The 24,093-nt window shown below is 72.0% G+C and carries 21 protein-coding genes, 1 other RNA gene and 1 pseudogene; 20 read left to right on the top strand and 3 right to left on the bottom strand.

Annotated features, from left to right (window positions below; genetic code table 11):
- Positions 1 to 10: 10 nt before the first annotated feature.
- Positions 11 to 856, bottom strand: coding sequence for a fructosamine kinase family protein (locus tag BMY07_RS27995; RefSeq protein ID WP_092785291.1), 846 nt, complete (start codon positions 854 to 856; stop codon positions 11 to 13).
- The gene (locus BMY07_RS27990) at positions 838 to 1,293 is read right to left on the bottom strand and encodes a low molecular weight protein-tyrosine-phosphatase (RefSeq protein WP_092785289.1); all 456 of its coding nucleotides are present in this window, start codon (positions 1,291 to 1,293) and stop codon (positions 838 to 840) included. Before BMY07_RS27990 ends, BMY07_RS27995 begins: the two co-directional genes overlap by 19 nt.
- A 30-nt stretch (positions 1,294 to 1,323) precedes the next feature.
- On the opposite strand from BMY07_RS27990, the gene BMY07_RS27985 reads away from it, so the two are divergent.
- The 5 genes from BMY07_RS27985 to BMY07_RS27965 all read left to right on the top strand — a co-directional run bounded on the left by BMY07_RS27985 (position 1,324) and on the right by BMY07_RS27965 (position 5,691).
- A complete protein-coding gene (locus tag BMY07_RS27985; RefSeq protein ID WP_092785287.1) occupies positions 1,324 to 1,506 on the top strand; it encodes a hypothetical protein in 183 nt (60 codons plus the stop codon).
- 486 nt (positions 1,507 to 1,992) lie between these two features.
- Positions 1,993 to 3,015: an Rv2231c family histidinol phosphate aminotransferase CobC gene (cobC, locus tag BMY07_RS27980; RefSeq protein WP_092785285.1), complete on the top strand. Its 1,023-nt coding sequence runs from the start codon at positions 1,993 to 1,995 to the stop codon at positions 3,013 to 3,015.
- On the top strand, positions 3,012 to 3,851 hold the full coding sequence (locus tag BMY07_RS27975) for a Nif3-like dinuclear metal center hexameric protein (protein WP_092785283.1): 840 nt from the start codon (positions 3,012 to 3,014) through the stop codon (positions 3,849 to 3,851). The genes cobC and BMY07_RS27975 overlap by 4 nt, the downstream gene beginning before the upstream one ends.
- Positions 3,848 to 4,585 (top strand): zinc ribbon domain-containing protein, encoded by a 738-nt coding sequence (locus BMY07_RS27970; RefSeq protein WP_092785571.1) that lies wholly within the window; start codon positions 3,848 to 3,850, stop codon positions 4,583 to 4,585. Before BMY07_RS27975 ends, BMY07_RS27970 begins: the two co-directional genes overlap by 4 nt.
- A 2-nt stretch (positions 4,586 to 4,587) precedes the next feature.
- Positions 4,588 to 5,691, top strand: a complete 1,104-nt coding sequence (locus BMY07_RS27965) for a bifunctional RNase H/acid phosphatase (protein ID WP_092785281.1) — start codon at positions 4,588 to 4,590, stop codon at positions 5,689 to 5,691.
- Positions 5,692 to 5,697: 6 nt separating this feature from the next.
- Here the strand turns inward: BMY07_RS27965 and ssuE are convergent, their stop codons facing one another.
- The gene (gene ssuE, locus BMY07_RS27960; protein WP_092785279.1) at positions 5,698 to 6,264 is read right to left on the bottom strand and encodes an NADPH-dependent FMN reductase; all 567 of its coding nucleotides are present in this window, start codon (positions 6,262 to 6,264) and stop codon (positions 5,698 to 5,700) included.
- 215 nt (positions 6,265 to 6,479) lie between these two features.
- Here ssuE and rnpB point away from each other — a divergent pair.
- The 15 genes and pseudogenes from rnpB (at position 6,480) to BMY07_RS27885 (ending at position 22,999) form a co-directional block, all read left to right on the top strand.
- Positions 6,480 to 6,867, top strand: an RNA gene (gene rnpB, locus BMY07_RS27955) — RNase P RNA component class A.
- A 365-nt stretch (positions 6,868 to 7,232) separates the two neighbouring features.
- Positions 7,233 to 7,523, top strand: coding sequence for a hypothetical protein (locus tag BMY07_RS27950; protein ID WP_245782706.1), 291 nt, complete (start codon positions 7,233 to 7,235; stop codon positions 7,521 to 7,523).
- Between the two features lie 19 nt (positions 7,524 to 7,542).
- A complete protein-coding gene (locus BMY07_RS27945; RefSeq protein WP_092785277.1) occupies positions 7,543 to 8,073 on the top strand; it encodes a hypothetical protein in 531 nt (176 codons plus the stop codon).
- 127 nt (positions 8,074 to 8,200) lie between these two features.
- Positions 8,201 to 10,987, top strand: a complete 2,787-nt coding sequence (locus BMY07_RS27940) for an ATP-binding protein (RefSeq protein WP_425426365.1) — start codon at positions 8,201 to 8,203, stop codon at positions 10,985 to 10,987.
- A gap of 97 nt (positions 10,988 to 11,084) precedes the next feature.
- Positions 11,085 to 13,118, top strand: coding sequence for a magnesium transporter (locus BMY07_RS27935; protein WP_245782705.1), 2,034 nt, complete (start codon positions 11,085 to 11,087; stop codon positions 13,116 to 13,118).
- 3 nt (positions 13,119 to 13,121) lie between these two features.
- Positions 13,122 to 13,742, top strand: coding sequence for a hypothetical protein (locus BMY07_RS27930; RefSeq protein ID WP_092785272.1), 621 nt, complete (start codon positions 13,122 to 13,124; stop codon positions 13,740 to 13,742).
- The gene (locus tag BMY07_RS27925; RefSeq protein WP_092785269.1) at positions 13,739 to 14,746 is read left to right on the top strand and encodes a C40 family peptidase; all 1,008 of its coding nucleotides are present in this window, start codon (positions 13,739 to 13,741) and stop codon (positions 14,744 to 14,746) included. Before BMY07_RS27930 ends, BMY07_RS27925 begins: the two co-directional genes overlap by 4 nt.
- 20 nt (positions 14,747 to 14,766) lie before the next feature.
- Positions 14,767 to 15,243: a hypothetical protein gene (locus BMY07_RS27920; RefSeq protein WP_092785567.1), complete on the top strand. Its 477-nt coding sequence runs from the start codon at positions 14,767 to 14,769 to the stop codon at positions 15,241 to 15,243.
- 9 nt (positions 15,244 to 15,252) lie between these two features.
- Positions 15,253 to 15,456 carry a hypothetical protein gene (locus BMY07_RS27915; RefSeq protein ID WP_092785266.1) on the top strand — a complete coding sequence of 68 codons (204 nt, stop codon included), beginning with the start codon at positions 15,253 to 15,255 and terminating at the stop codon, positions 15,454 to 15,456.
- A 475-nt stretch (positions 15,457 to 15,931) separates the two neighbouring features.
- Complete coding sequence (gene panB, locus BMY07_RS27910) at positions 15,932 to 16,792, top strand: 3-methyl-2-oxobutanoate hydroxymethyltransferase (protein ID WP_092785262.1); 861 nt, start codon at positions 15,932 to 15,934, stop codon at positions 16,790 to 16,792.
- Positions 16,793 to 16,885: 93 nt separating this feature from the next.
- A pseudogene (gene pip / locus BMY07_RS27905) lies at positions 16,886 to 17,832 on the top strand (prolyl aminopeptidase).
- A 91-nt stretch (positions 17,833 to 17,923) separates the two neighbouring features.
- On the top strand, positions 17,924 to 19,642 hold the full coding sequence (locus BMY07_RS27900) for an NAD+ synthase (protein ID WP_092785259.1): 1,719 nt from the start codon (positions 17,924 to 17,926) through the stop codon (positions 19,640 to 19,642).
- Between the two features lie 40 nt (positions 19,643 to 19,682).
- Positions 19,683 to 21,077, top strand: coding sequence for an RNB domain-containing ribonuclease (locus BMY07_RS27895; protein ID WP_092785256.1), 1,395 nt, complete (start codon positions 19,683 to 19,685; stop codon positions 21,075 to 21,077).
- A 493-nt stretch (positions 21,078 to 21,570) separates the two neighbouring features.
- Positions 21,571 to 22,239: an NADPH-dependent F420 reductase gene (gene npdG / locus BMY07_RS27890; protein WP_092785253.1), complete on the top strand. Its 669-nt coding sequence runs from the start codon at positions 21,571 to 21,573 to the stop codon at positions 22,237 to 22,239.
- Entirely contained in the window at positions 22,232 to 22,999 is a 768-nt protein-coding gene (locus BMY07_RS27885) for a helical backbone metal receptor (RefSeq protein ID WP_092785251.1), read from the top strand. Before npdG ends, BMY07_RS27885 begins: the two co-directional genes overlap by 8 nt.
- Positions 23,000 to 24,093: the final 1,094 nt, after the last annotated feature.

Genomic DNA, 24,093 nt, shown 5'->3' with positions numbered 1-24,093 from the left:
TAGGCCAGGGTCATGCCCGTAGCGCTGCCTGGGCCGCGGCCACGGCCTGCCGGGCATAGCCCGAGCCGAACAGGACAGTGTGTACGAGCAGCGGGAACAGTTGGTGCAGGGGAGTTCTCGCCTGCCAGCCGTCCGCTAGAGGCCGGTGTTCGTCGTAGGCGGCGATGACCCTGTCCAGGTGCGGACAGCCGAAGAGCGCGAGCATGGCCAGATCGGTCTCCCGGTGCCCACCGTGCGCGGCGGGATCGATCAACCACGCCTGCCGCGCCCACACAACGTTGCCGCTCCACAGGTCGCCGTGCAGTCGCGCGGGCGGCTCGTGCGGGACGTCGATCCGACCGCACAACGTTTCGATCGTGGACACACCGTCCCGATCGATGAGCTGACGGTCAGCAGCGTTGCGCAGATACGGCTCGATGCGATCGGCGACGTACCAGTGCGCCCACTCGGGACTCGGCACGCACCGCATCGGCGCCAGACCGATCCACGCCTGCTCGGGCCCGGTCGATGCGCCGAAGGTCGGTGCGCCCGCCGCGTGCAGGTCCGCGAGGCGACGACCGAGCTCCTCCGCCGCAACGGTGCTCGGCGCGGACGGCTCGATCTGCTCCATGACCAGCCACCGGTCGTCGTGCGCGCGGACGTCCGGGATTGCGACCGCGCCCGGCTCGGCCAGCCACAGCAACCCGGCGACCTCGGCGTCGACAGCGCCCTGGCGCGGGTCGTACTTGGCCACCACCAGGTCGCCATCCTCGGTGTCCACCTCGAAGACGTGGTCGGCCAGCGGGTGCACCCCGGTCGGCGTCAACCCGGTGAGCTCGGCCACGGCGGCGGCCGGGTTCAGTTCGCCAGCACCCACTGCACCAGCCCCGGGCACGCCGCCTCGACCAGGGCCAACACCTGGTCGAACCCGTCCGGGCCGCCGTAGTAGGGGTCCGGAATGTCAAGATCCGTCTCGGCGGCGGGGTCGAAAACGCGGAACAATGTCACGCGTTCGGGGTCAGCCACCCGGGCGCGCAACGCCCGCGCGTGCCCGGTGTCCATCGCGACGAGCAGGTCGGCGTCGAGGTGGTCGGCACCAACCTGCGCCGCCACGTGCGCCGTCGGGTAACCGTGCCTGGCCAGCACCCGCGCGGTCCTCGGGTCGGCGGCGTCACCGACGTGCCAGCCGTCCGTGCCCGCGCTGGTCACCCGCACCCGGTCGGCCAACCCGGCCCGGCGCAGGTGCTCGCCGAACACGAGCGCGGCCATCGGGGACCGGCAGATGTTCCCGGTACAGACGAAGCAGATGTGCACGCGGCCAGGGTAAGAGGAAGGGGACCGCCCGTGGACACCCCGTGGTGGACCGTCGACCCGACCACCGCCCCACCCCACACCGTCGACCGCCTCCTCCTCGCGGTCGAGCACCACATCACCCTCCGCACCTCCCCCAACGACCTGGCCCGCCGCCGAGCCCACCGCTGGCTCCACGCGAACGGCCTCTCCACCCTCATCGACCCACCCCACTGACCGACTTCCCCACCACCCCACGCCGAGCCCCAGCCTTGTCCCATTCCCGCAGGTAGAGGCGTTCCGCGGACCGTCGATTTCACCCGGTTCAGCGACAAAAGTTATCCACATCCGGATCTTCGGCGACCTGTTTCAAGATCTTCTGTCGGGGGGTGCCGATAGACTGGCACAGGGACGCCCCCCGGAGTGGGTGGGGGCTGGGCAGGGTCGGGACCGCGCGCGCGAAGCGGTTGCGGTGGGGGTAGCGGCGTCCGGTGGGGTCGCCTGGGCGCGGTGGGACGAACCGATGCTCGTGGGGGCGGGCGACTCGAGCTTGGGTGGGGCAGGCGGGCCGGTCGCTGGGGTGCGGTGCGCGTATCGGCTCGGTGGGTGGCGGCGCGTCGTGGGGGTGCATTGCGTGGTGGGGTGTCCGGTTGCCGGCGGGGATGGGGGGAGCGGGTGGGCGGGGTGTGGGCGGGGGTGGGTGGGCGGCTTAGGATTGGGGGGATGACCAGGGATGACTTGCTTCGGCACCACGGTGATGTGGATGCCGTTCCCGGGTTGGTGGACTTCGCGGTCAATGTGCGTGGGGGGCGGCCCCCTGAGTGGTTGCGGGAGCGGTTGGTCCAGGCGTTGGACCGGGTGGGGGTGTACCCGTCGGCGGCTGAGGACCGCAGGGCCAGGGAGGCCGTCGCGGCGCGGCACGGGTGCGATGCCGACGCGGTGATGGTGCTCAACGGGTCCGCGGAGGGGTTCTCGCTGGTTCCGCGGGTTGTCCACAACCTCGCCGCGGTTGTGCATCCGTCGTTCACCGAGCCCGAGGTAGCGCTCCGCAGCGCCGGGGTGCCGGTGCACCGCGTGCTGCTCGACCAGTCCGACGGCTTCCTGCTGCACCCCGACCGCGTCCCGAAGGACGCCGACCTCGTCGTCGTCGGCAACCCCACCAACCCCACCTCGACCCTGCACCCCGCCGACACCATCCGGGAACTCGCCCAGGACCGCACCGTCCTGGTCGACGAGGCCTTCATGGACGCCGTCCCCGGTGAGCCCGAGACCCTCGCCGGTGAGCCGAACACGCTGGTCTTCCGCAGCCTCACCAAGACCTGGGCGCTGCCCGGCCTGCGCGCGGGCTACGTCATCGGCCACCCCGACCTGCTCGCCGAGCTCGCCAGGAACCGTCCACAGTGGCCGGTCGGTACCCTCACCCTGGAAGCCGTCACCGCCTGCTGCGAGGCGCCCGCGCTGGCCGAGTCCGAGGTCGCCGCCCTCGACGCGACCGCGCACCGGGAAGCGCTCCAGGCCGAGCTGGGAGACTTCGTGCTCGGCGACCCCCGGGCCCCGTTCCTGCTGGTCGAGGTGCCCGGCGGCGAGCGGATCCGGTGCGCGTTGCGCGAGCGGGGGATCGCGGTCCGCCGGGGCGACACCTTCCCCGGGCTCGGGCCGGACCACCTGCGCCTCGCCGTCCGGTCGCCGCGGGAGTGCGCGCCGCTGGTGGCCGCGCTCAAGGCCGAGTTGGAGGTTCGATCATGAGCACCGTCGCCGACGTGGTCCGGGTCCTGGAGGCCGCGTACCCGCCAGGGCTCGCCGAGAGCTGGGACGCGGTCGGGCTCGTCTGCGGCGACCCGGCCGACACCGTCGAGAAGGTGCTCGTCTGCGTCGACCCCACCGAGTCCACAGTGGACGAGGCGATCGAGACCGGCGCGAAGGTCGTCGTCGCCCACCACCCGCTGCTGCTGCGCGGCGTCCACGGCGTCCCCGCCGACACCCCCAAGGGCGCGCTCGTGCACCGGCTCATCCGCGCGGGCATCGCCCTGTTCTGCGCGCACACCAACGCCGATTCCGCCGACCCCGGTGTCTCCGACGCGCTCGCCGCGGCGCTGGGCATCACCGTCACCGGCCCGCTCGCCCCGAACCCCGATGGCCGCACCGGCATCGGCAGGCTCGGCGAACTCGCGGAACCGGAACCGTTCGCCCAGTTCGTCGACCGCGTCTCCCGAGCGCTGCCGCACACCGAGGGCGGCGTCCGGGCCGCGGGCGACCCGCACCGGTGGATCAAGCGCGTCGCCGTGTCCGGTGGCGCGGGCGACTCCTACCTGTCGACCGCGACCGCCGCCGGGGTCGACGCCTTCGTGACCGCCGACCTGCGCCACCACCCCGCCGCCGAGCACCTCGCCGTCCCCGGCGCCCCCGCGCTGGTCGACGTGGCGCACTGGGCCAGCGAGTGGCCGTGGTGCGGCCAGGCGGCGGGGATCTTGCGCACCGGCCTCGGCGGTACGGTCACCGTCGACGTCTCCGTCCGCCGCACCGACCCCTGGACCACCCAGGCCGCATGCGCGCCGAACCGAACCGGGAGGTTCACCGGGTGAAAGCCGATCCCGCTGTCCAGCGCCGCCTGCTCGACCTCGCCGAGGTCGACGCCGAACTCTCGCGGGTGCGCCACCGGCGCACCTCCATGCCGGAGCTGGCCGAGATCACCGCGGCCGAGACCGCCGTCCGCGCCCGCCGCGACGCCGGGGTGGCCGTGCGCACCCAGCTCGACGACCTCGACCGCGAGGCGGCCAGGCAGGAGAAGGAGATCGACGCGGTCCGCGCCCGCGAGGACCGCGACCGCAAGCTGCTGCAGGGCGGCACCATCGGCGCCAAGCAGCTGGCCGACCTCGAGCACGAGCTGCACTCCCTGGAGCGCAGGCAGAGCGTCCTCGAGGACGACCTGCTGGAGCTGATGGAGCGCCGCGAGGCCGTCGAGCTCGACGTCAAGCACGCCGAGGTCGAGCTGGCCAAGGCCGAGCACGTGCTGGCCGAGGCCACCCACCGCCGCGACGAGAACCTGGCCGACCTCGACACCGTCGACGCCCGCCGCACCGCGGAGCGGGCCAAGATCCTGCCCGGCCTGCCCGCGGACCTGCTCGCCTTCTACGAGCGCCGGGTCGCCCAGGGCCGCATCGGGGCCGCGCTGCTGCGGGCCCGCCGCTGCGGCGCGTGCAGGCTCGAGCTCGACAGCCGGGAGATCTCCCGCATCCGCGAGACCGCCGCCGACGACGTGGTCGAGTGCGAGGAGTGCGGCGCGATCATGGTGCGCACCGCGGAGTCCGGCCTGTGAGGGTGCGGGTCGAGGCCGATGGCGGGTCGCGGGGCAACCCGGGACCGGCGGGCTTCGGCGCGGTGGTCCGGGACGCGGCCACCGGCGAGGTGCTGGCCGAGCGGGCCGAGGCGATCGGGGTGGCGACCAACAACGTCGCCGAGTACCGGGGGCTCATCGCGGGCCTGGCCGCCGCGGCCGAGGTGGGCGCGGACGCCGTCGAGGTCGCGATGGACTCGAAGCTGGTCGTCGAGCAGATGTCGGGCCGCTGGCAGGTCAAGCACCCGTCGATGAAGCCGCTGGCGCGCGAGGCGGGGGAGTTGGCCGCCCGGTTCGACCACGTGACGTACACGTGGATCCCGCGCGAGCGCAACCAGTACGCCGACCGGCTGGCCAACCAGGCCATGGACGAGCAGGCGGGCGCGGGCAGCGCCAAGCCGGAACCGGCCCGGCCGGTCGGCTCGGAGAACCGGACGCCGCCGACCTCGTGGTCGGGTGCCACCGGCGCGCCGACCAAGATCCTGTTGTTGCGGCACGGGCAGACCCCGATGTCGGTGGACCGCCGCTACTCCGGTCGCGGCGACGTCGACCTGACCGAGCTGGGCGCCACCCAGGCCCAGGCGGCCGGTCGCCGGATCGCCAAGCTGGACGGCGTCGACGCGGACACCCCCATCCTCGCCTCGCCGCTGGCCCGCACCGCCGCCACGGCCGCAGTGGTCGCCGCCGAGACCGGTGGCCGGGTGCGCACGCACAGCGGGTTGCTGGAGACCGACTTCGGCCGTTGGGAGGGCCTGACCTTCACCGAGGCCGCCGAGCGCGACCAGGACCTGCACCGCCGCTGGCTGTCCGACACCTCGGTCACCGCGCCCGGCGGGGAGAGCTTCGACGCCGTGCACCGCAGGGTCACCGAGGTGCGCGACGAGCTGGTGGAGGAGTTCGCAGGCCGCACCGTGCTGGTGGTCAGCCACGTCACGCCCATCAAGTCGTTGCTGCGACTGGGCTTGGACGTGGGGCCGTCGCTGCTGTTCCGGCTGCACCTGGACCTGGCGTCGCTCTCGATCGTCGAGTTCTACCCCGACGGCAACGCCTCAGTGCGCCTGGTCAACGACATCTCGCATTTGGCCTGACCGGACTCAGCCGGTCAGCGGGACCAGCGGGACCACGGCGGGTCGCCTGCGCCGCACGGTCTCGGAGAAGCCGGTGAGCACCTCGCCGAGCGCGGCCGCCGCGAGCGGGCGCACGTGGGAGCCCTCGTGCTCGTCGGCGATCATCTGGTCGAGCACGAAGTGCCCGGCGAGCACCTTGGTGGCGCCCATGGCGAACAGCAGCGGCCGCAGCACGCCGTCGATGGCCACCAGGTGCCCCTGGGTGCCGCCGGTGGCCAGCGGCAGGATCGCCTTGCCCGCCAGCGTCCCGGACGGCAGCAGGTCGAGCAGCGACTTCACCAGCCCGCTGTAGGCGGCGCGGTAGACCGGGCTGGCCACCACGATGCCGTCCGCGGCGGCGACCTCGTCGATGGCCGCGGCGATGGCCGGGTCGGCGGTGTCCTCGGCCAGCAGGGCCACCGTGGGCAGGTCGCGCACGCTCAGCAGCCGCGTCTGGTCGCCGAGGCCGCGCAGCTCGTCGGACACGTGCCGCACGAGCACGCCCGCGCGCGCGGACGGCGACGGGCTGCCGGAGATGATCAGGATGGTGCCCACGGGATCCCCCTGTGGTCGGCGGGTCGGTGACGGGGTGTGTCAGCGACGACAACCGCCGCCCGCGAGGAGCAGGAAGTCCACGTGCCTGCGCCGGGTGAGAACTCGGTCACCGGACATGCCAGCAGTAGATCAGTCCAGGTCGGGAGGGCTCAACGGCGTCCACGCCATGGGACGTGCGGACCGCTGGGTGGACCCCTCTATCCTTGTGCCGCGGGCGAGTCGACCGGGCGGCCGCGGCGGTGCGCAGCACCGACGAGGAAAGTCCGGACTCCGCAGGGCAGGGTGGTTGCTAACGGCAACCCGAGGTGACTCGCGGGACAGTGCCACAGAGAAGAGACCGCCCGGCCTCACGGCCGGGTAAGGGTGAAACGGTGGTGTAAGAGACCACCAGCACCCCGGGTGACCGGGGTGGCTAGGTAAACCCCACCCGGAGCAAGGCCAAGAAGGGGTCGCGAGACCCTTGCGCAGACGTTCGAGGGCTGCCCGCCCGAGTCTGCGGGTAGGCCGCACGAGCCTGCCGGCAACGGTAGGCCTAGATGGATGGTCGCCGCCCGAGACGCGGGTCTCGGGATACAGGATCCGGCTTAAACGTCGGCTCGCCCGCCCCTGTAGACCAAATGGCCGCCTACACCGATTGGAGTAGTTCCGCACGCGCCGCGCCGGGAAATTTGCTGTGAATTGTGTCACTCTCGGTGGTCGATGATCGCGCGTGCGGGTGAACCGGCCCCCGGACTAGGAAAATCGGGTGGTCGTGGGTCCTGACCGGCCCCGCCAGGATGATGATGGTGTGGTCAGATGGCAGCCGGACGGGACAGAGGAGGGCCACCGGCCTCTACGGAACGCATCCTGCTAGCTACCGTTAGTAATGACAATGATGTGTCAGTCGTGCTGTACTCGACTGGCACCGCACAGACCTGTCGCGCGGCAGCACGGCGCCCCGACGCTTTCCGCGCACTTGGGAGATCGAGATGACTAGCCCGACCATCGCCGCCCTCTTCGACCTCGCCCAGCAGCAGCAGCCACCGCAGACCGACATCGACACCGGCAACCTGCGCACCTGGATCCTCGACAACATCATCCCGCTGCTGCTGCTGGTGGTCGCGCTCCTGCTGCTCTGGCTCGGCGGCGGCAAGGGGGACAACGCGGGCGTGATGCGCAGGCTCGGCGGTGTGATCGTCGCGCTCGCCATCGTCGGCCTCGCGGTGACCAACGCCGGTGAGGGCATCGGCCGCTGGCTCGCCGGTCTGTTCACCGGCTGACCAGGCGCGGGGAACTCACGTGCGGATACGCACCGACGACGAGGTCTACCGGGTCGACGCCGTGTGGCTCGGCCCGCCCAAGGCCACCTTCCCGTTCCGCGCGCGGTACGTGGCCTGGGGGGTCGGCACTGTCGTCTTCCTGCTGGCGCTGACCGTGCTGCGCAACCTCGGGGTGGGCCTGTTCTGGTCGTTCGCCTGGGGGCTGGTCGCCACCATCGGGCTGACCATGGTCATCTGCTCCAGGATCAGCCACGAGCGCCCGCTCGGTGCGGTGCTCACCATGTGGGTCCGCGAGCTCAACAGCCCGCGCGAGACCACCTCCGGCAACGGGGGCGCGGTCAGCGCGGCAGGCGTGCGCGTGCGCGCCGAGTTACCCCGCCGGGACCGACGCGGCCCCGACCGCCGTCGCGCCAAGACCGCCCGTAGGGCCGAGGAAGCCCGTCGCCGCGCCAGGGTCGCGCGCACGGCCAACCCGCCCGCGGCACCCAGCAAGGCCGGTTACGCCAGGAACACGAGGAACAGGGAGGGCAGCGGTGTTCGGACGCCGTAAGCGCGAGCGGGACACCCTCGCGCCCTATCCGGCGGGCCAGCCGCACGACCGCGTGCCCCAACCGGGGCGCACCCGGCACAGCGCGCGCTACGAACAGGCCCAGGCACCGCGCAAGGCGGGCAAACGGCTGCCCGGCGAGGCAGCCATGCCCAGCTACACCCCCGAGATCGCGGCCAGGACCATCGACGGCCACTTGCTGCGCACCGGCACCGACGTCTACGCCTGGTACCGGCTCGCCCCGCAGCGCTGGTCGTTCCGCTCCGACTCGCAGCGCCAGGACCTCGTCGCCGCCATCGCGGGCCAGTACGCCGAGCTGGCGGGCCGGTGGCTGCACCTGCGGGTCACCACCCGGCCGTACCCGATCCGGATGTGGGCCGAGGCGCACGTGCACAACGCGGTCAACCGGCTGCCGGACGTGCCGGGCGCGCTGAGCTTCGACGACTACCTCATCGGCGAGCAGCAGCAGCTCCTCGGCCGCTCCATGGCCGAGAAGGAGGTCTACCTCGGCGTCCAGGTGCAGACCCGCAACGTGGTCGACCGGGCCGTCGAGCGTGCGGCCCCGTTGCTGCGCAAGGTGTTCCCCGACGCGGTGGACGCCGAGCTGCTGGCCATCGAGAGCGAGGTCGAGCACCTCGACCAGGTGATCGGCTCGGCTGGCCTGGAGGGCCGCCCGGCCACCGCCGAGGAGATGTCCTGGCTGATGCACCGGTCGTGCTCGCTCGGGCTCCCCGCGCCGCGCAACATGCCCGCCGTGCCCGGCGCCGCCTGGGAACCGGAGGACCTGGCGAGCTTCACCGACGCCGCCGACTTCCACCAGGACCCGTACTCCCCGACGGTGACCGTCCGCGGCCGCACCGGCTCCAACGCGGGCGTCACCCGGCACGTGACCGTGCTGACCGTCGGCATGATGCACGGCCTGCAGATCCCCGAGATCGACGACCCGTGGGTGCAGCGCAGCGACCGGCTGCCCGCCTCCGTCGAGTGGTCGGCGCGGCTGTACGTGCGCAAGCCGGAGGAGGTCTCCGGCGAGCTGCAGCGGCAGATGAACAAGGTCCGCTCGCAGGTCAAGCACTACACCGACGAGCACGAGCTGGAGCCGCCGCAGTCGCTGGCCCGGCAGGCGAGCCGGGTGCTGGAGATCGACGACGAGATGACGTCGGGCTTCACCGCGCTGGCCACCCGGGTGCGCTCGTGGTGGCGGCTCGCGGTGTCCGGCCCGACCGAGCGCGACGCGCTGCGCCTGGCCCAGCAGCTGCTGGACCTCTACAAGCCGAAGGTCGCCATCGAGCACCCCGAGGCGCAGTACGCGATGGCGCGCGAGTTCATCCCCGGTGAGCCGCTGGCCTCTAGCGCCTACCTGCGCCGTGGTTCCGTTGTGTGGGCGGCTTCCGCTGTGCCTACCGCGACCGCGGAGGTCGGTGACCGCCGCGGCATCCTGCTCGGCGAGACCTGCACCGCGACCCGGCGCCCGGTGGCGTGGGACCCGTGGATGGCCCAGGAGATCCGCGACGGCTCCGGCCTGACCGCGATGGTCGCGGGCCTCGGTGGCGGCAAGTCCTTCCTCGGCGGCGGCATCGTCTACAAGACGCTGCGGGCCGGGGCGCACTGGACGATCCTCGACCCGTCCGGCCCGCTGGCCCGGCTCTGCGACCTGCCGGAGCTGCGCCCCTACGCGCGGCCGATCAACCTGCTCAACGCCCAGGCGGGCATCCTCAACCCGTACCGGGTGGTGGCCGAGCCCAAGATCGACCACTTCCTGGACGAGGAGGACCCGGAGCGCGCGTGGCGCCGGGAGAAGGCGCTGGCCGCCGCGACCCGCCGCCGCCTGGTGCTCGACGTGCTCACCGGCCTGCTGCCCTACGAGGTGGCCAGGCTGCCGCAGAGCCGGATCGTGCTGCTGCGCGCGGTGCGCACCGTCGGCGGCCGGGTCGACGCCGACCCGAGCCTGGTGTTCGAGGCGCTGCGCCGCGACGCCAGCGAGCACCACGAGCACGCCGTCGTGGTCGCCGACTTCCTCGACGAGATGAAGGAGCGGATGTCGCTGCTCATCCCCGAGCGCGGCGCCGACCCCTACGACGAGCAGCGCGACGACCGGATGACCGTGCTGACCATGGCGGGCCTGACCCTGCCCAAGGACGGCGTCGGCCGCGAGCACTGGACCGACGCCGAGGCGCTGGGCGTGGAGATGCTCAACCTGGCCGCCTGGCTCACCCAGCGCTCGATCTACGACAAGCCCAAGGACATGCGCAAGGGCGTCTGGATCGACGAGGCGTTCTTCCTCTCCGAGGTGCCCACCGGCCGGGTGCTGATGAACCGCTTCGCCCGCGACTCCCGCAAGTGGAACGTCCGGGTCCTGCTGTCCTCGCAGATCCCGGCCGACTTCCTCAAGATCCAGGGCTTCGTGACGCTGCTGGACTCGGTGTTCATCGGCCGCCTCGACGACGACGCCGCGCAGGCGGACGCGTTGCGGCTGCTCAAGGTCCCGGTCGGCGCGGGCTACGAGCAGGTGGTCGCCAGCCTCGGCCGCAGGCCGGGCGCGCACCGCGGCATGACCGAGCGCGACACCTCGCCGCGGCAGTTCATCTTCGGCGACGGCGCGGGCGGGGTGGAGCGCATCCGGGTCGACCTGTCCGGCGAGCACCTCAACCACCTGCGGACGGTCATGGACACCACCCCGGACGCGCAGCGCGAGGTCCGCCCGGCCGTCGAGCCGCAGCAGATCCCGGCGCCGACCCCGCCGAGCGAGTACGAGTTCGAGCCGCTGGACGGGTCGGCGACCGACGAGGAGTTCGAGCGGGCCGCGGAGTTCGAACTCGGTCTCACCGAGGAGGACTTCGTCGGCGAGCCGGTGCCCGGCGGTGGCGGGGATGAGCCAGGGGGCGGTAAGAAGCGCGGTCGTGAGGACGCGGCATGAGTACCGGTGCGGACCCTGTCCGCGGCGTTGTCCGGTTGGCTAAGTTGATCAAGCTAGTGGTCGGTTACCCGAGCCCGGCGAGGTTGGTGGACGTCACATGATCACGCTCCTGGTGGTGGCCGCCGCCACGCTGCTGTTCGCGGCGCGGCGGCGGAGGAGACAACGCGGCACGGCGATGTCGCGCCGGTCCTGGTCGATGGTGGCCGTGATCGGCGTGGTGGCGCTGCAGGCGGTCATCGGCAGCCCGGCGCTGGCGCAGGCCAACGACTCCTGCGTGCCCAACCCGGAGCGGCCGGGCGCGGGGATGGTCGGTGCGATCGACCCGCCCCAGGGCAACGGCGAGGCCGACAGCCCGTACCTGGTCTACGGGTTCGCGGGCATGGTCTGGCACGTCTACGACGAGTCCTGCGGTGGTCTCGTGCCCGCCGGGGTCAGCGACCCGGGCGCCACGATCGACAACTGGGCCGGCAACGAGCTGTTCAACATGGCGAAGAACATCGTCGGCGCCACGAACTCGTTGCACTACACGCTGATGACCGGCGGCGTCCTGGGCGGGCTCAACGAGCAGATCGGCAAGGCGGCCGACTCCGTCTTCGACAACATCTACACCCAGCTGTTCAGCATCTTCATGCTGCTGCTGGCCATCCTGCTGTTCCGCCAGATCTGGAAGGGCGACCTGGCCACGGTCAGCAAACGCGCGCTGTTCGCGTTCGCGGGCATGTGGCTGGCGGCGTCATCGATGGTCCTGGTGGCCAACTACGACCGGGTCGACGACCTGATCGTGCGCACCACCACCGGCATCCAGGGCGGCTTCGTCGACCCGGAGGAAGACCGGGTGGTGCGCCACATCCTGCCGACCGACCTGCACAACAAGGTCATCTACGAGAACTGGCTGCGCGGCGAGTTCGGCAGCCCCGACTCCCCGCAGGCCCGCGACTTCGGCCGCAAGCTGCTCGACGCGCAGGCCTGGACCCGCGACGACCTGGTGACCGGCCGCGACGCCGACAACGCCGCCGAGCAGGCCAAGAAGAACGAGTACAAGACGATCGCCACCCAGCTCGGCCCGGCGACCGGCTACTTCAAGGGCACCGACGGCTCCAGGACCGGCGCCGGCGTGCTCGCCCTTTTCCAGTCGATCGTCTACTCGCTGTTCCAGCTCTTCGCCAAGCTCGCCGTGCTGCTGGCCCAGCTGCTGCTGCGGCTGCTGGCACTGGCCGCGCCGGTGATCGGCCTGGTCGCGCTGATCCACCACGACATCCTGCGCAAGGTCGGCCGCGCGGTCGGCGCCGTGGTGCTCAACGTGCTGGTGCTGGCGATGCTGGCGGGCATCCACTTCAAGTTCCTCGAGCTGATCTTCTCCCCGGAGGCCAAGCTCTCGCTGCTGACCCAGATGCTGCTCGCGGCCATCGTCACACTGGTGTTCTTCCTGGTCGGCCGCCCCGCGCGGCGGATGTGGCAGATGCTGGAGCTGTCGGTGGGCGCCGCGGGCGCGTCGATGCCGGGGGCGGGCGCGGGGATCTTCTCCCGGTTCCGCCGCAACAAGCACGAGGGTCCGACCCCGCAGGACAACTTCTGGGAGCAGGTCCGCGACGGCGAGGCGGGCGAGACCGCCGAGGCGGGCGCGCTGGCCCGCACCAGCGGCCGCAGGCCCCGCCCCGAGGCCAGCAACCCGGTCACCGTGCACGCCGAGCGGATGGACCTGCGCCGCGCCAAGGCCGCCATCGACCGGTCCCGGCCCGGCCTGGAGTCCGGCCGCTCGGGCAGCGAGGTCCAGGGCGAGGTCGTGCCCAACAACCTGCCCGGTGCCTCCGGTGCGGGCAGGCTCGCCCTGGGCGCGGGCCGCTCCAGCCGCACGGTCGACACCGCGCCGGTCGCCGACCGCGGTTGGGACCGCGGTGAGGATGCCGTGGTGATCCCGTCGATGGTGTCGAGCAGGCGCGGCGAGTTCGAGGCGCCGGTGGAGGCCCAGCCGAACCCGACCCCGCGGGTCGCCGACGTCGAGATGGTGGCGGGCAGGCCGGTGCACGTGGTCTACCGGCCCTCGCGCGGCCTCGAGGTCGCCGACAACCAGCCACCGCGCCGGATGCCGCTCAACAGCGGGCCGCGCGAGACCGACGCCGTGGTGAGGTGACCCGTGCCGATCCGCACCAACCGCGGCCGGGCCGCGGTGTACCGCAAGCTGTGGGGCTGGCCGCTGCGCTCGCCCCGGCACTTAGCGGTGGCGGTGTTCATCGCCGCGCTCGTGCTCACCGCCGCCGGGATCGTGGTCCCGAAGGTCGTCGGCACCAAGGGCACCACCCAGGCAGGCGCGGCGGGCTCGTCGACCACCACGACCACCACCCGTCCCGGCCAGGTCCCTGACCGCGGCATCTCCACCCAGGTCACCACCAGCCCGCTGCCGACCAGGATCACCTCCGCGCCCAGCCCCACGACCCGCGAGTCGGCGCCGCCGCAGGCGCTGGAGGCGGTCACCAAGTGGGCCGAGCGGTGGGTCGACCACCCGTCCGGCATCTCCGGCAAGGACTGGCTGGAGCGGCTGCGCCCGTACACGACCGAGGAGTACCTGGGCGTCATGGGCTCGATCGACCCGGCCAACATCAAGGCCACCCGGGTCACCGGCACGGTGCGCGCCGAGACCTCGTACGCCAAGTCCGTCGAGGCCGAGGTGCCGACCGACGCCGGGCCCGTGCACGTGACGGTCATCGACACCGGGCAGGGCTGGAAGGTCGCCGACTACCAGCAGGGGTCCGGGTGAAGACCGCGCTGATCGTCGGGACCATCGTGGTCGCCGTGGTCACCACCGTGATCAGCACCGCGGCGGTGAGCCAGGTCGTGCAGCAGGGCCAGGCCGAGGAGGCCAGGGCGGCCGGGCTGGGCAACTGCAACGCCGCACTCGGCCCGTCCAGCACCGGCCCGGCCGGTTCCGGCGCCGCCGACGCGGCCAGGCTCTCCGACGAGCAGCGCGGCATCGTCGCCATGATCATCACCATCGGCAAGCAGCGCGAACTGGGCTCCCGGGCCTGGCAGATCGCCATCCAGGCGGGCATGACCGAGTCCGGCCTGCGCAGCCTCAACTTCGGCGACCGCGACTCCCTGGGCATCTTCCAGATGCGGCCCTCGATGGGCTGGGGCACCCCGGAGCAGGTCACCAACCCGACCTACGCGATCAACAAGTTCTACGACGTGCTGCTCAACGTCCCCAACTGGGACAGCCAGCGCCCGGGGGAGTCCGCGCAGGACGTGGAGCGCTCCGCGTTCCCGGACCGCTACCACCGCTGGGAGTCGATGGCCGCCCACCTGATCGGCGAGCTGGCGCACATCGAGAACTTCACCGGCTGCGGCACCGGCTTCGGCAACCTGCTGCCCGCCCCGACCGTGGCCGCGGGCTCCGCCATCCAGTTCGCGCTGGGCCAGCAGGGCAAGCCCTACGTGTGGGGCGCCCCCACCAACCAGCAGAACTCCTACGACTGCTCCAGCCTGATGGTCCAGTCCTACCGCTCCGGCGGCATCAGCCTGCCCCGCACCTCGCGCGAGCAGTACTGGTCGGGCGCGCTGCTGCCGGTCGAGCAGGCCCAGCCGGGTGACCTGCTGTTCTGGGCCTACGACGAGTCCAACCCCAGGACCATCCACCACGTGGCGATGTACCTGGGCGATGGCAAGATCGTGGAGGCCCAGCAGAGCGGCGTGCCGGTGCACATCCGGCCCGTCGCTTGGACCGAGGGCGAACTGATGAACCAGGCCGTCCGGCCGGGGGTCTGAGGAAGGGCACCACCGTGAACATGTACCCACCCGGGCCGATCCCCCGCCACCCAGGACCCCCCGCCTCCGGCGCGCCCGTCCGGGACTTCCTCAACACCGCCCCCCGCCCTGGCGTCAGCGAGGGCTACGTCGTGCTGCCCCGCTCGCTCGCCGAGGCCATGCCCCTGCCCTGGCAGCAGCACATGGCCCACCTGCTGCACGAGTTCCACCAGGTCTACGCCCACCTCGACTGGCCCGAGTACCGAGTCGTCCCCTCCCGCCGCGAACGCCTCGTCGACCTCGACGAGGACCAACTCGCCGAGGTCGGCTGCATGGTCGAGATCGACACCGACGGCGAACTCGTCTACCGCGAACGCAACGGCCGCCGCATCGAGAACCCCGAGGTCCAGGAAGTCCTGGTCTCCTGCCTAGACCCCATCCCCAGCCAGCACCACAACGCCAACCAGGACACACCCCCGCGCGGCTTCCCGGTGCAGCAGTCCCCCAACTGGGGTTAGCTGATCACCATGGCAGAAGACCCCAACCCCGACCCCGGCTGGTACTACAACACCAAGACCAACCAGGTGGAACACGGCACCCGCGGCCGCTCGGTGGACCTGCTCGGGCCGTACCCGGACCGAGCCACCGCTGAGCGGGCCCTGGACATCGCGCGGGAACGCACCAAGGCTGCTGACAAGGCAGACCAGACATGGGACAACGAGGACGACTAGAGGTGGATGCGCGGCTCCGGGCACGGCTTTGGCCGTGCCCGGTTGCGTTGCGGAGAGCTTACGGACGCCGCCACCCCACACAGAACAAGTCCGCCCCATCGAGCCGGGTTGGCACCAGCGACTCCGAGGAGCGTTGTTCGGCCAACGCCTGTGAGGGGCGCATTGGGGCCATCGATTGTTCAGAACAAGGACCTGTCCACATCCCCTTCATCTATCCCCAGTCGCCCGCCAAGGCCTAGTGACAAAACCGCGGGGTCGATATGTTCAGAGATGGGGGCCCCGGGAGCGGAGTTGATCTTGACGGGCTGGAGTTCGGGCGGGGCTCGGGTGGGCTGGAATGCGGGGCGGGGGGCTGTGAGGTCGGTCCCAGGGGGTCGCCTGCGGGCGGGGGTGGTGCGACGCTGGGGTGGTAAGCCATCCGCTGACCCGGGGACCTGCGATGACGTGGGCCTCGAGGGAAGGACGGTCGACAGTGATGCCTGCCGAGTCCGGTTCGGAAGTTGCTCCCTACGGTTCCGGGAGTCCCGCCCGCAAGCCCGTGAAGCGCGTCCGGGTGCACCACCTGCAGGAGCTCAAGGACCGCGGTGAGCCGTGGCCCATGCTCACCGCCTACGACATGTACACCGCTGAGTTGTTCGACGAGGCCGGGATCCCGGTGCTGCTGGTCGGCGACTCCGCGGCCAACAACGTGTTCGGGTACGAGACCTCGCTCCCGGTCACCGTTGACGAGTTGATCCCGCTCGTCCGCGCCGTCGCCGGGGCTGTGAGTCGGGCGCTGGTGGTGGCTGACCTGCCGTTCGGGTCGTACCAGGTGTCGGTCGAGCAGGCCGTTGCCACGGCGGTGCGGTTCATGAAGGAGGGGCGCGCGCACGCGGTGAAGCTGGAGGGTGGCCAGGCCTTCGCGCCGCACGTGCGGGCCATCACCAGCGCGGGTATCCCCGTCATGGGGCACGTCGGGTTCACTCCGCAGAGTGAGCACAACCTCGGCGGCTACCGGGTCCAGGGCCGCGGCGAGACCGGTGACTCGGTGGTCGCCGACGCCGTCGCTGTCCAAGAGGCCGGGGCGTTCGCCGTGGTGATGGAGATGGTGCCCGCGGAGGTCGCCAAGCGGGTCACGCACGAGCTGCGGGTGCCGACCGTCGGCATCGGCGCGGGCCCGGACTGCGACGCGCAGGTGTTGGTGTGGCAGGACATGGCCGGGTTGCGCCGGGCCAAGCCGCCGCGGTTCGTGAAGCGGTACGCGAACGTGGCCGACACGCTGCTGACCGCGGCCAAGGCGTTCGCCGATGACGTGCGGGGCAAGGAGTTCCCGGCGCCGGAGCACGCGTTCCACTGAGGACCCTGGCTGTGGTCGACCGCAGCCCGAGTCCAACTGGGACGGTCCCGGGGCACGAACGCTGACGGTGGGGGGTAGGGCAGCATGGACGTCATGCAGTCCCTGTACCCGCCGGTCGAGCCGCACGACCGGGGCATGCTCGAGGTCGGCGACGGGCACCGGGTCTACTGGGAGGTCAGCGGCAACCCGCGCGGCAAGCCGTCGTCGTCCTGCACGGTGGCCCCGGCGCGGGCACGCACCCGGTGCAGCGCAGGCACTTCGACCCGTCGGCGTACCGGATCGTGCTGGTCGACCAGCGCGGGTCGGGCCGCAGTTGGCCACCGGTCGACGGGTCCGGCGCGAGCCTGGCGACCAACACGACCTGGCACCTCGTCGCCGACCTGGAACGGCTCCGCGAGCACCTGCGGATCGACCGCTGGCAGCTCTTCGGCGGCTCGTGGGGCGCGACCCTGGCCCTCGCGTACGCGCAACGCCACCCCGACCGGGTCACCGAGGTCATCCTGCGCGGCGTCTTCCTGCTGCGGCCCGCGGAACTGGACTGGCTCTACCGCGGCGGCGCGGGCGCGATCTTCCCCGAGGCATGGGCGGACTTCCTGCGCCTGGTGCCGCCCGGCCACGACCCGCTGGCGGTCTACCAGGAGCTGATCTCCAGCCCGGACCCCGACGTCCGGGCCGGAGCGGCGACGGCGTGGAGCAACTGGGAGGGCGCCACGGTGTCGCTCGTGCCCAACCCGGCCCTGATCGCCCAGTACGCGGACCCGGCGTTCGCCGTCCCGTTCGCCCGGCTCGCCCTGCACTACTTCGCCAACGGCGGCTGGCTGGCCGAGGACCAACTGCTGCGCGACGCCCACCTGCTCGCGGGCATCCCCGGCCGCATCGTCCAGGGCCGCTACGACGCCGTCTGCCCGCCCGCCTCCGCCTGGCTCCTGGCCGCCGCGTGGCCGTCCGCGCGGCTGACCATCCTCCCCCGGGCGGGTCATTCCACCGCGGACCCCGGCGTGCTCGACGCCCTGCGCGCCGCGACCGACGAGTTCCGCTGATTCCCAGGTCAGCACCCCAGGACCTATGGTGTTCCTCACCCGGGACCCGTATTTTCGCCTCTCAGGCGAAAACATGGTGGAGGATGAGGACATGCCGCAGCTCCGTATCGCACTGGCCCAGGTCAACCCCACCGTGGGCGATCTCGGCGGCAACGCCGCCACCGTCGTGGCCTGGGCGCGCCGGGCCGCGGAGGCCGGGGCGCACCTGGTCGTCTTCCCGGAGATGGTGCTGACCGGGTACCCCGTGGAGGACCTGGCGCTGCGCGAGTCGTTCGCCGCGGCCGCCAAGGACGCGCTGACCCGCCTCGCGGCCGATCTCGCCGACGCGGGCTGCGGCGACCTGCCCGCCTACGTCGGCTACCTGGAGCAGGACGCGGAGGGACCGCGCAACGGTGCGGCCGTGCTGCACGGGGGCCAGGTCGTCGCGCGGCAGTTCAAGCACCACCTGCCCAACTACGGCGTCTTCGACGAGCGCCGCTACTTCAAGCCCGGGCACACCCTCGACATCGTGCGCGTCCGAGGCCTCGAGGTCGGCATGGTCATCTGCGAGGACATCTGGCAGGAAGGCGGCCCCATCGCCGCGCTGGGTCGGGCCGGGGTCGACCTGGTCGTCGCCCCGAACGCCTCGCCGTACGAGCGCCACAAGGACGACGCCAGGCTGCCGCTGGTGGCCCGCCGCGCCGCGGAGGCCGGGGCGCCGCTGGTGTACGTCAACCAGGTCGGCGGCCAGGACGACCTGGTCTTCGACGGCGACTCGATGGTCGTCGGCGCGGACGGCGCGCTGCTGGCCAGGGCGCCGCAGTTCGTCGAGCACCTGGCCGTGGTCGACCTCGACCTGCCCGGGGGCGCCGCGCGGACCGACGCCGAGGCCGACGACGAGTTCGCCGTCCGCCGCACCACCATCTCCAACCAGCCCGTGCCCGGCTACGAGGCCATCCCGTCGACCATCGCCGAGGCTTTGCCCGAAGAGGCTGAGGTGTGGGCCGCGCTGGTGACCGGTCTGCGCGACTACGTCACCAAGAACGGCTTCCGCTCGGTAGTACTGGGCCTGTCCGGTGGCATTGACTCCGCCGTTGTCGCTGCCCTCGCAGTGGACGCTCTCGGCGCTGACGCGGTGCACGGCGTCTCGCTGCCTTCGGGCTACTCCTCGGAGCACTCGAAGTCCGACGCCAAGGACCTGGCCGACCGCACCGGTCTGCACTACAGCGTCCAGCCGATCGCGCGGATGGTCGACGTGTTCGTCGGCGACCTGGGGCTGACCGGGCTCGCCGAGGAGAACGTGCAGGCCCGCTGCCGCGGCGTCACGCTGATGGGGCTGTCCAACCAGCACGGCCACCTGGTGCTGGCGACCGGCAACAAGACCGAGCTCGCGGTCGGCTACTCCACGATCTACGGCGACGCGGTCGGCGGCTTCGCCCCGATCAAGGACGTGCCCAAGACGCTGGTCTGGGAGCTGGCCCGCTGGCGCAACGCCGAGGCCGACAAGCGCGGCGAGGTGCCGCCGATCCCCGAGGGCTCGATCACCAAGCCGCCGTCGGCCGAGCTGCGCCCCGGCCAGCTCGACAGCGACTCGCTGCCCGACTACGCGCTGCTCGACGCCGTGCTCGACGACTACGTCGAGGGCGACCGCGGCTACCAGGACCTGCTCGCGGCCGGGTTCGCCGCCGAGGTGGTGGACCGGGTGCTGCGCATGGTCGACCGCGCCGAGTACAAGCGGCGCCAGTACCCGCCGGGCACCAAGATCAGCTTCCGGGCGTTCGGCCGGGACCGCAGGCTGCCGATCACCAACGCGTGGCGCGAGGGCAGCTGACCGATCGCCGCCGGTCCCGGTCACCGGTTAGGGTTCCCCCGTGGACTCCGCGGCGATCGGGACCGACTTCGCGCGGGTCCGCGCGGATTTCGACCTCCCCACCCAGTTCCCCCCGGCCGCGCTGACCGAGGCGGAGCAGGCGGTGTCGGACGGTCCGCGCGGCTCGCGGGTGGACGCGACCGACATCCCGTTCGTCACCATCGACCCACCCGGCGCCAAGGACCTCGACCAGGCGTTGTGCCTGACTCGTCTCGACAAGGGCTACCGGCTGCACTACGCGATCGCTGACCTCGGCGCGTTCTTGGTGCCAGGGGGCGCGCTCGACAAGGTCGCCCGTGAGCGCGGTCAGACGATGTACCTGCCGGACGGCAACGTCCCCTTGCACCCGACCGTGCTGTCGGAGGGCGCGGCAAGCCTGCTGCCGGACGAGCGCCGCCCGGCCGCGCTGTGGACGATCGACCTCGACGGGGAGGGGCAGCCGGTCGCCGCGGACGTGCGTCGGGCGTGGATCCGGTCGGTCGCCCAGTTCGACTACGAGACCGTGCAGGCCGACATCGACGCGGGCCGGGCTCACCCGTCCGTGCAGTTGCTGCCCGAGGTGGGGTCGCTGCGACGCGCGTTGGCGATCAAGCGGGGCGCGGTCGAGCTGCAACTGCCCGAGCAGGACGTCGACGAGGTGGGCGACTCCTGGGGGCTGGTGCTGCGCACGCGGACCGCGGTCGACGCGTGGAACGCCGAGCTGTCGCTGCTCACCGGCATGTGCGCGGCACAGATCATGCTGCGCGCGAAGGTCGGGGTCCTGCGAACCCTGCCGTCCGCCGACGACAACGCCACCGAGTGGCTCCACCGCTCAGCCGAGGCGCTGGGCATCGACTGGCCCGCTGGGACCAGCACGGCCGAACTCCTCGCGGGCCTCGACCCGGCCGACCCCGCCGCCCTGGCCCTGTTCATGGACGCCACCCGCCTGCTGCGCGGCGCGGGCTACACGGTGTTCGACGGCGACCTGCCGGAACTGACCACCCACGCGGGCATCGCCGCCGCGTACGCCCACGTCACGGCCCCGCTGCGGCGCCTGGTCGACCGCTTCGCGACCGAGATCTGCCTGGCGGTCTGCGCGGGCGACCCGATCCCCACCTGGGTGCACGACGCCCTGCCGTCGCTGCCCGGCCTCATGGAGACCTCCGACTCGCTCGCCGCCAAGGTCGACCGCGCGTGCCTGGACCAGGTCGAGGCCTGGGTCCTCGCCAACTCCATCGGCACCGAGTTCGACGCCGTCGTCCTGCGCGCCGAAGCCACCGTCGCCGAGATCTTCATCCCCACCCCACCCGTCCTGGCCAAAGCCACAGCCGAGAACCTCCGCGAAGGCCAACCGGTCCGAGTCCGCCTCACCGCCGTGAACCCCGAAACCCGCCGCCTCACCTTCGAACGCGCCTGACTCTCGGCACTTGTTTGTCCACTGTGGACGCTCAAACCCTCTTTGCCGCCCCACTGGACCTCTCTCGAACCGACTTGGACCGCGCAGCAGGCCTTCGCAGGTGCCTGGCGCTCTGACCAGCAGGTTCTCTCTTCCCCTCACCCAAATCTTCACCCTGTCCAGCGACAAAAGTTATCCACATCTGGATCTTCGCCCGCCCGTTCCAAGATCCTCTGTCGGCGGCTCCCGGTAGGCTGGGACCTGGGACGCCCCCCGGAGAGGGTGGGGGCTGGGGCAGGACTGGCGTGCGCGCGCGAGGCGGCTGGTGCGGGGTAAGGGTTTGGTGCGGGGCAAGAGAAGTGGGTCGGGCTAGGGGGCTTGCCGGAGGTAAGAGGGATCGCGGTGGGGGGTCCACACTGGACCGGGGGCGGTGAGGTGAGGTTGGCCGCTGAGTCGGGGGTGGGGGCGGGTTGGTCGCTACGGTTGGGGGAGTGTTCACGGGAAGGGGTCGCGGGTGACGGAGTTGGGGCAGGTCAAGGTCGGGGTGCTCGGGGGGACCGGGCCGCAGGGGCGTGGGTTGGCGTTGCGGTGGGCCAAGGCGGGGATCCCGGTCGTCCTGGGGTCGCGTGCGGCCGAGCGGGCCGAGGCGGCGGCGGCGGAGTTGCGGGAGGCGGCTGGGGTCGAGCACGTCACCGGGCTCGACAACGCCGGGTGTGCGGCGGACGCGGATGTCGTGCTGGTCGCCGTGCCGTGGGACGGGCACCGGGAGCTGCTGGAGGGTCTGCGCGGGCAGCTCGCAGGCAAGATCGTCATCGACTGCGTGAACCCGCTGGGCTTCGACAAGCAGGGACCGTTCGCGCTGCCGGTGGACGAGGGCAGCGCGGCGCAGCAGGCGGAGCTGACCTTGCCGGACTCGCGGGTCACGGCGGCGTTCCACCACGTGTCGGCCGTGCTGCTCGGGGACCTGTCGGTGGCCGAGGTCGACATCGACGTCCTCGTCCTGGGTGACGACCGCGAGGCCACCGACACCGTGCGCGCCCTCGCCGACGCCATCCCCGGCATGCGCGGCGTCTACGGCGGCCGGTTGCGCAACGCCCACCAGGTCGAGGCGTTCACCGCCAACCTGATCGCCATCAACCGCCGGTACAAGTCGCACGCGGGTCTGCGGATCACCGATGTCTGACGCGGTCGACGACCACGGCACCGCGCTGGGGTCGGTCGGCTCGTTCCGCCGCGTGGTCAGCCTGGTGCCGTCGCTGACCGAGGCCGTCGCGGTGTCGGCCCCCGGCCTGCTGGTCGGCGCCACCGACTACTGCACCCACCCGCCGACCCTGGACGTCCCGAGGGTCGGCGGGTCGAAGTACCCGGACCTGGCGGCGCTGCGCGACCTCGCCCCGGACCTGGTCATCACCAACACCGAGGAGAACCGCCTCGCCGACGCGACCGCACTGCGCGACGCGGGCATCCCGGTCTGGGTGACCGACGCGCCCACCACCGTCCTCGCGGGCCTCGCCTCCACCCGGCGCCTTGTTGAGGCCCTGGGCGCCTCCCCGGCCTGGCTCGCCGAGGCCGACGAGATCTGGGCCCCCACGACCCCGGCCTGGGCCACCGCGATCATCCCGGTCTGGCGCAAACCCTGGGTCGTGGTCGGCCGGGACACCTTCGCCGGAGACGTCCTCCTACGCCTAGGCGTAAGAAACGCCTACGCCACCGACCCCGAGCGCTACCCCAGACCCACCCTCGAAGCCCTCAACGCAACCCCCGCAAACCTGGCCATCCTCCCCGACGAACCCTACGAGTTCACCCCCGAAGACGGCCCCAACTGGTTCCCCACCAAACGCTCCGTCCTGATAACCGGCCGCTACCTAACCTGGTACGGCCCATCCCTCACCACTGCCCGAGCGGCTCTCACCACAGCCCTAACCAACGCGGCCCCCGCATAGCCCCGCATTCGCGCACCCTCTTACGTCGCCAGCCCGCCGCCAGCTCCTATCCTTCACCGCCGCGCCACCCTGACGCCCACCAAGCACTCCATCTCCCCTGCCCTCTTAGACCAAGCCGACCCCTCGCCCGACCACCTCACTCACGCCCCGCTGACCCGACTCCGCCCCACTTGCGCCACGCCGACCGATGCCCCCATACCGCGTCGCTCACACCGTGTCGAGCTCCCACCCGATACCGCGCCGCTTACACCGCGCCGACCCCTCACCCGACACCGCGTCGTATATGCCGCGTCGAGCCGCCCACCCAGCTCGGCTTCGCCTACGCCACACCGACTCCTGACCCGGCACCGCTTTGCCTACGCCACGCCGAGGCCCCCACCCAGCTCGGCTTCGCCTACGCCACATCGGCCTCTGACCCGAGTCCGCGTCGCCACGCCCTGCCGACGCCGACCCGATACCCGTCGCTTACACCGCGCCGTCCTCTACCCGACCCCGCGTCGCATTTGCCGCGTCGAGCCGCCCACCCAGCGCGGCTTCGCCCACGCCACACCGACTCCTGACCCGGCACCGCTTTGCCTACGCCACGCCGAGGCCCCCACCCAGCTCGGCTTCGCCTACGCCACATCGGCCTCTGACCCGAGTCCGCGTCGCCACGCCCTGCCGACGCCGACCCGATACCCGTCGCTTACACCGCGCCGTCCTCTACCCGACCCCGCGTCGCATTTGCCGCGTCGAGCCGCCCACCCAGCGCGGCTTCGCCCACGCCACACCGACTCCTGACCCGGCACCGCTTTGCCTACGCCACGCCGAGGCCCCCACCCAGCTCGGCTTCGCCTACGCCACACCGACCCCCGACCCGACTCCGCGTCGCCACGCCCTGCCGACGCCGACCCGATACCGCGTCGCTTACACCGCGCCGGGCCCCCACCCGACACCGCGCCACATACGCCGCATCGAGCCCCACTCGGTACCTCTTCCCTTGCCCCACACCGAAACTCTTACCCCGCCCCAACCGCCTCGCGCGCGCACGCCAGTCCTGCCCCAGCCCCCACCCTCTCCGGGGGGCGTCCCAGTGCCAGTCTATCGGCACCCCC

Origin of the sequence: Actinokineospora terrae (genome assembly GCF_900111175.1) — a bacterium.
GTDB classification, from domain to species: domain Bacteria; phylum Actinomycetota; class Actinomycetes; order Mycobacteriales; family Pseudonocardiaceae; genus Actinokineospora; species Actinokineospora terrae.
The sequence above is the reverse complement of the archived record's forward strand: the minus strand, read 5'-3'. Positions and strand labels throughout refer to the sequence as shown.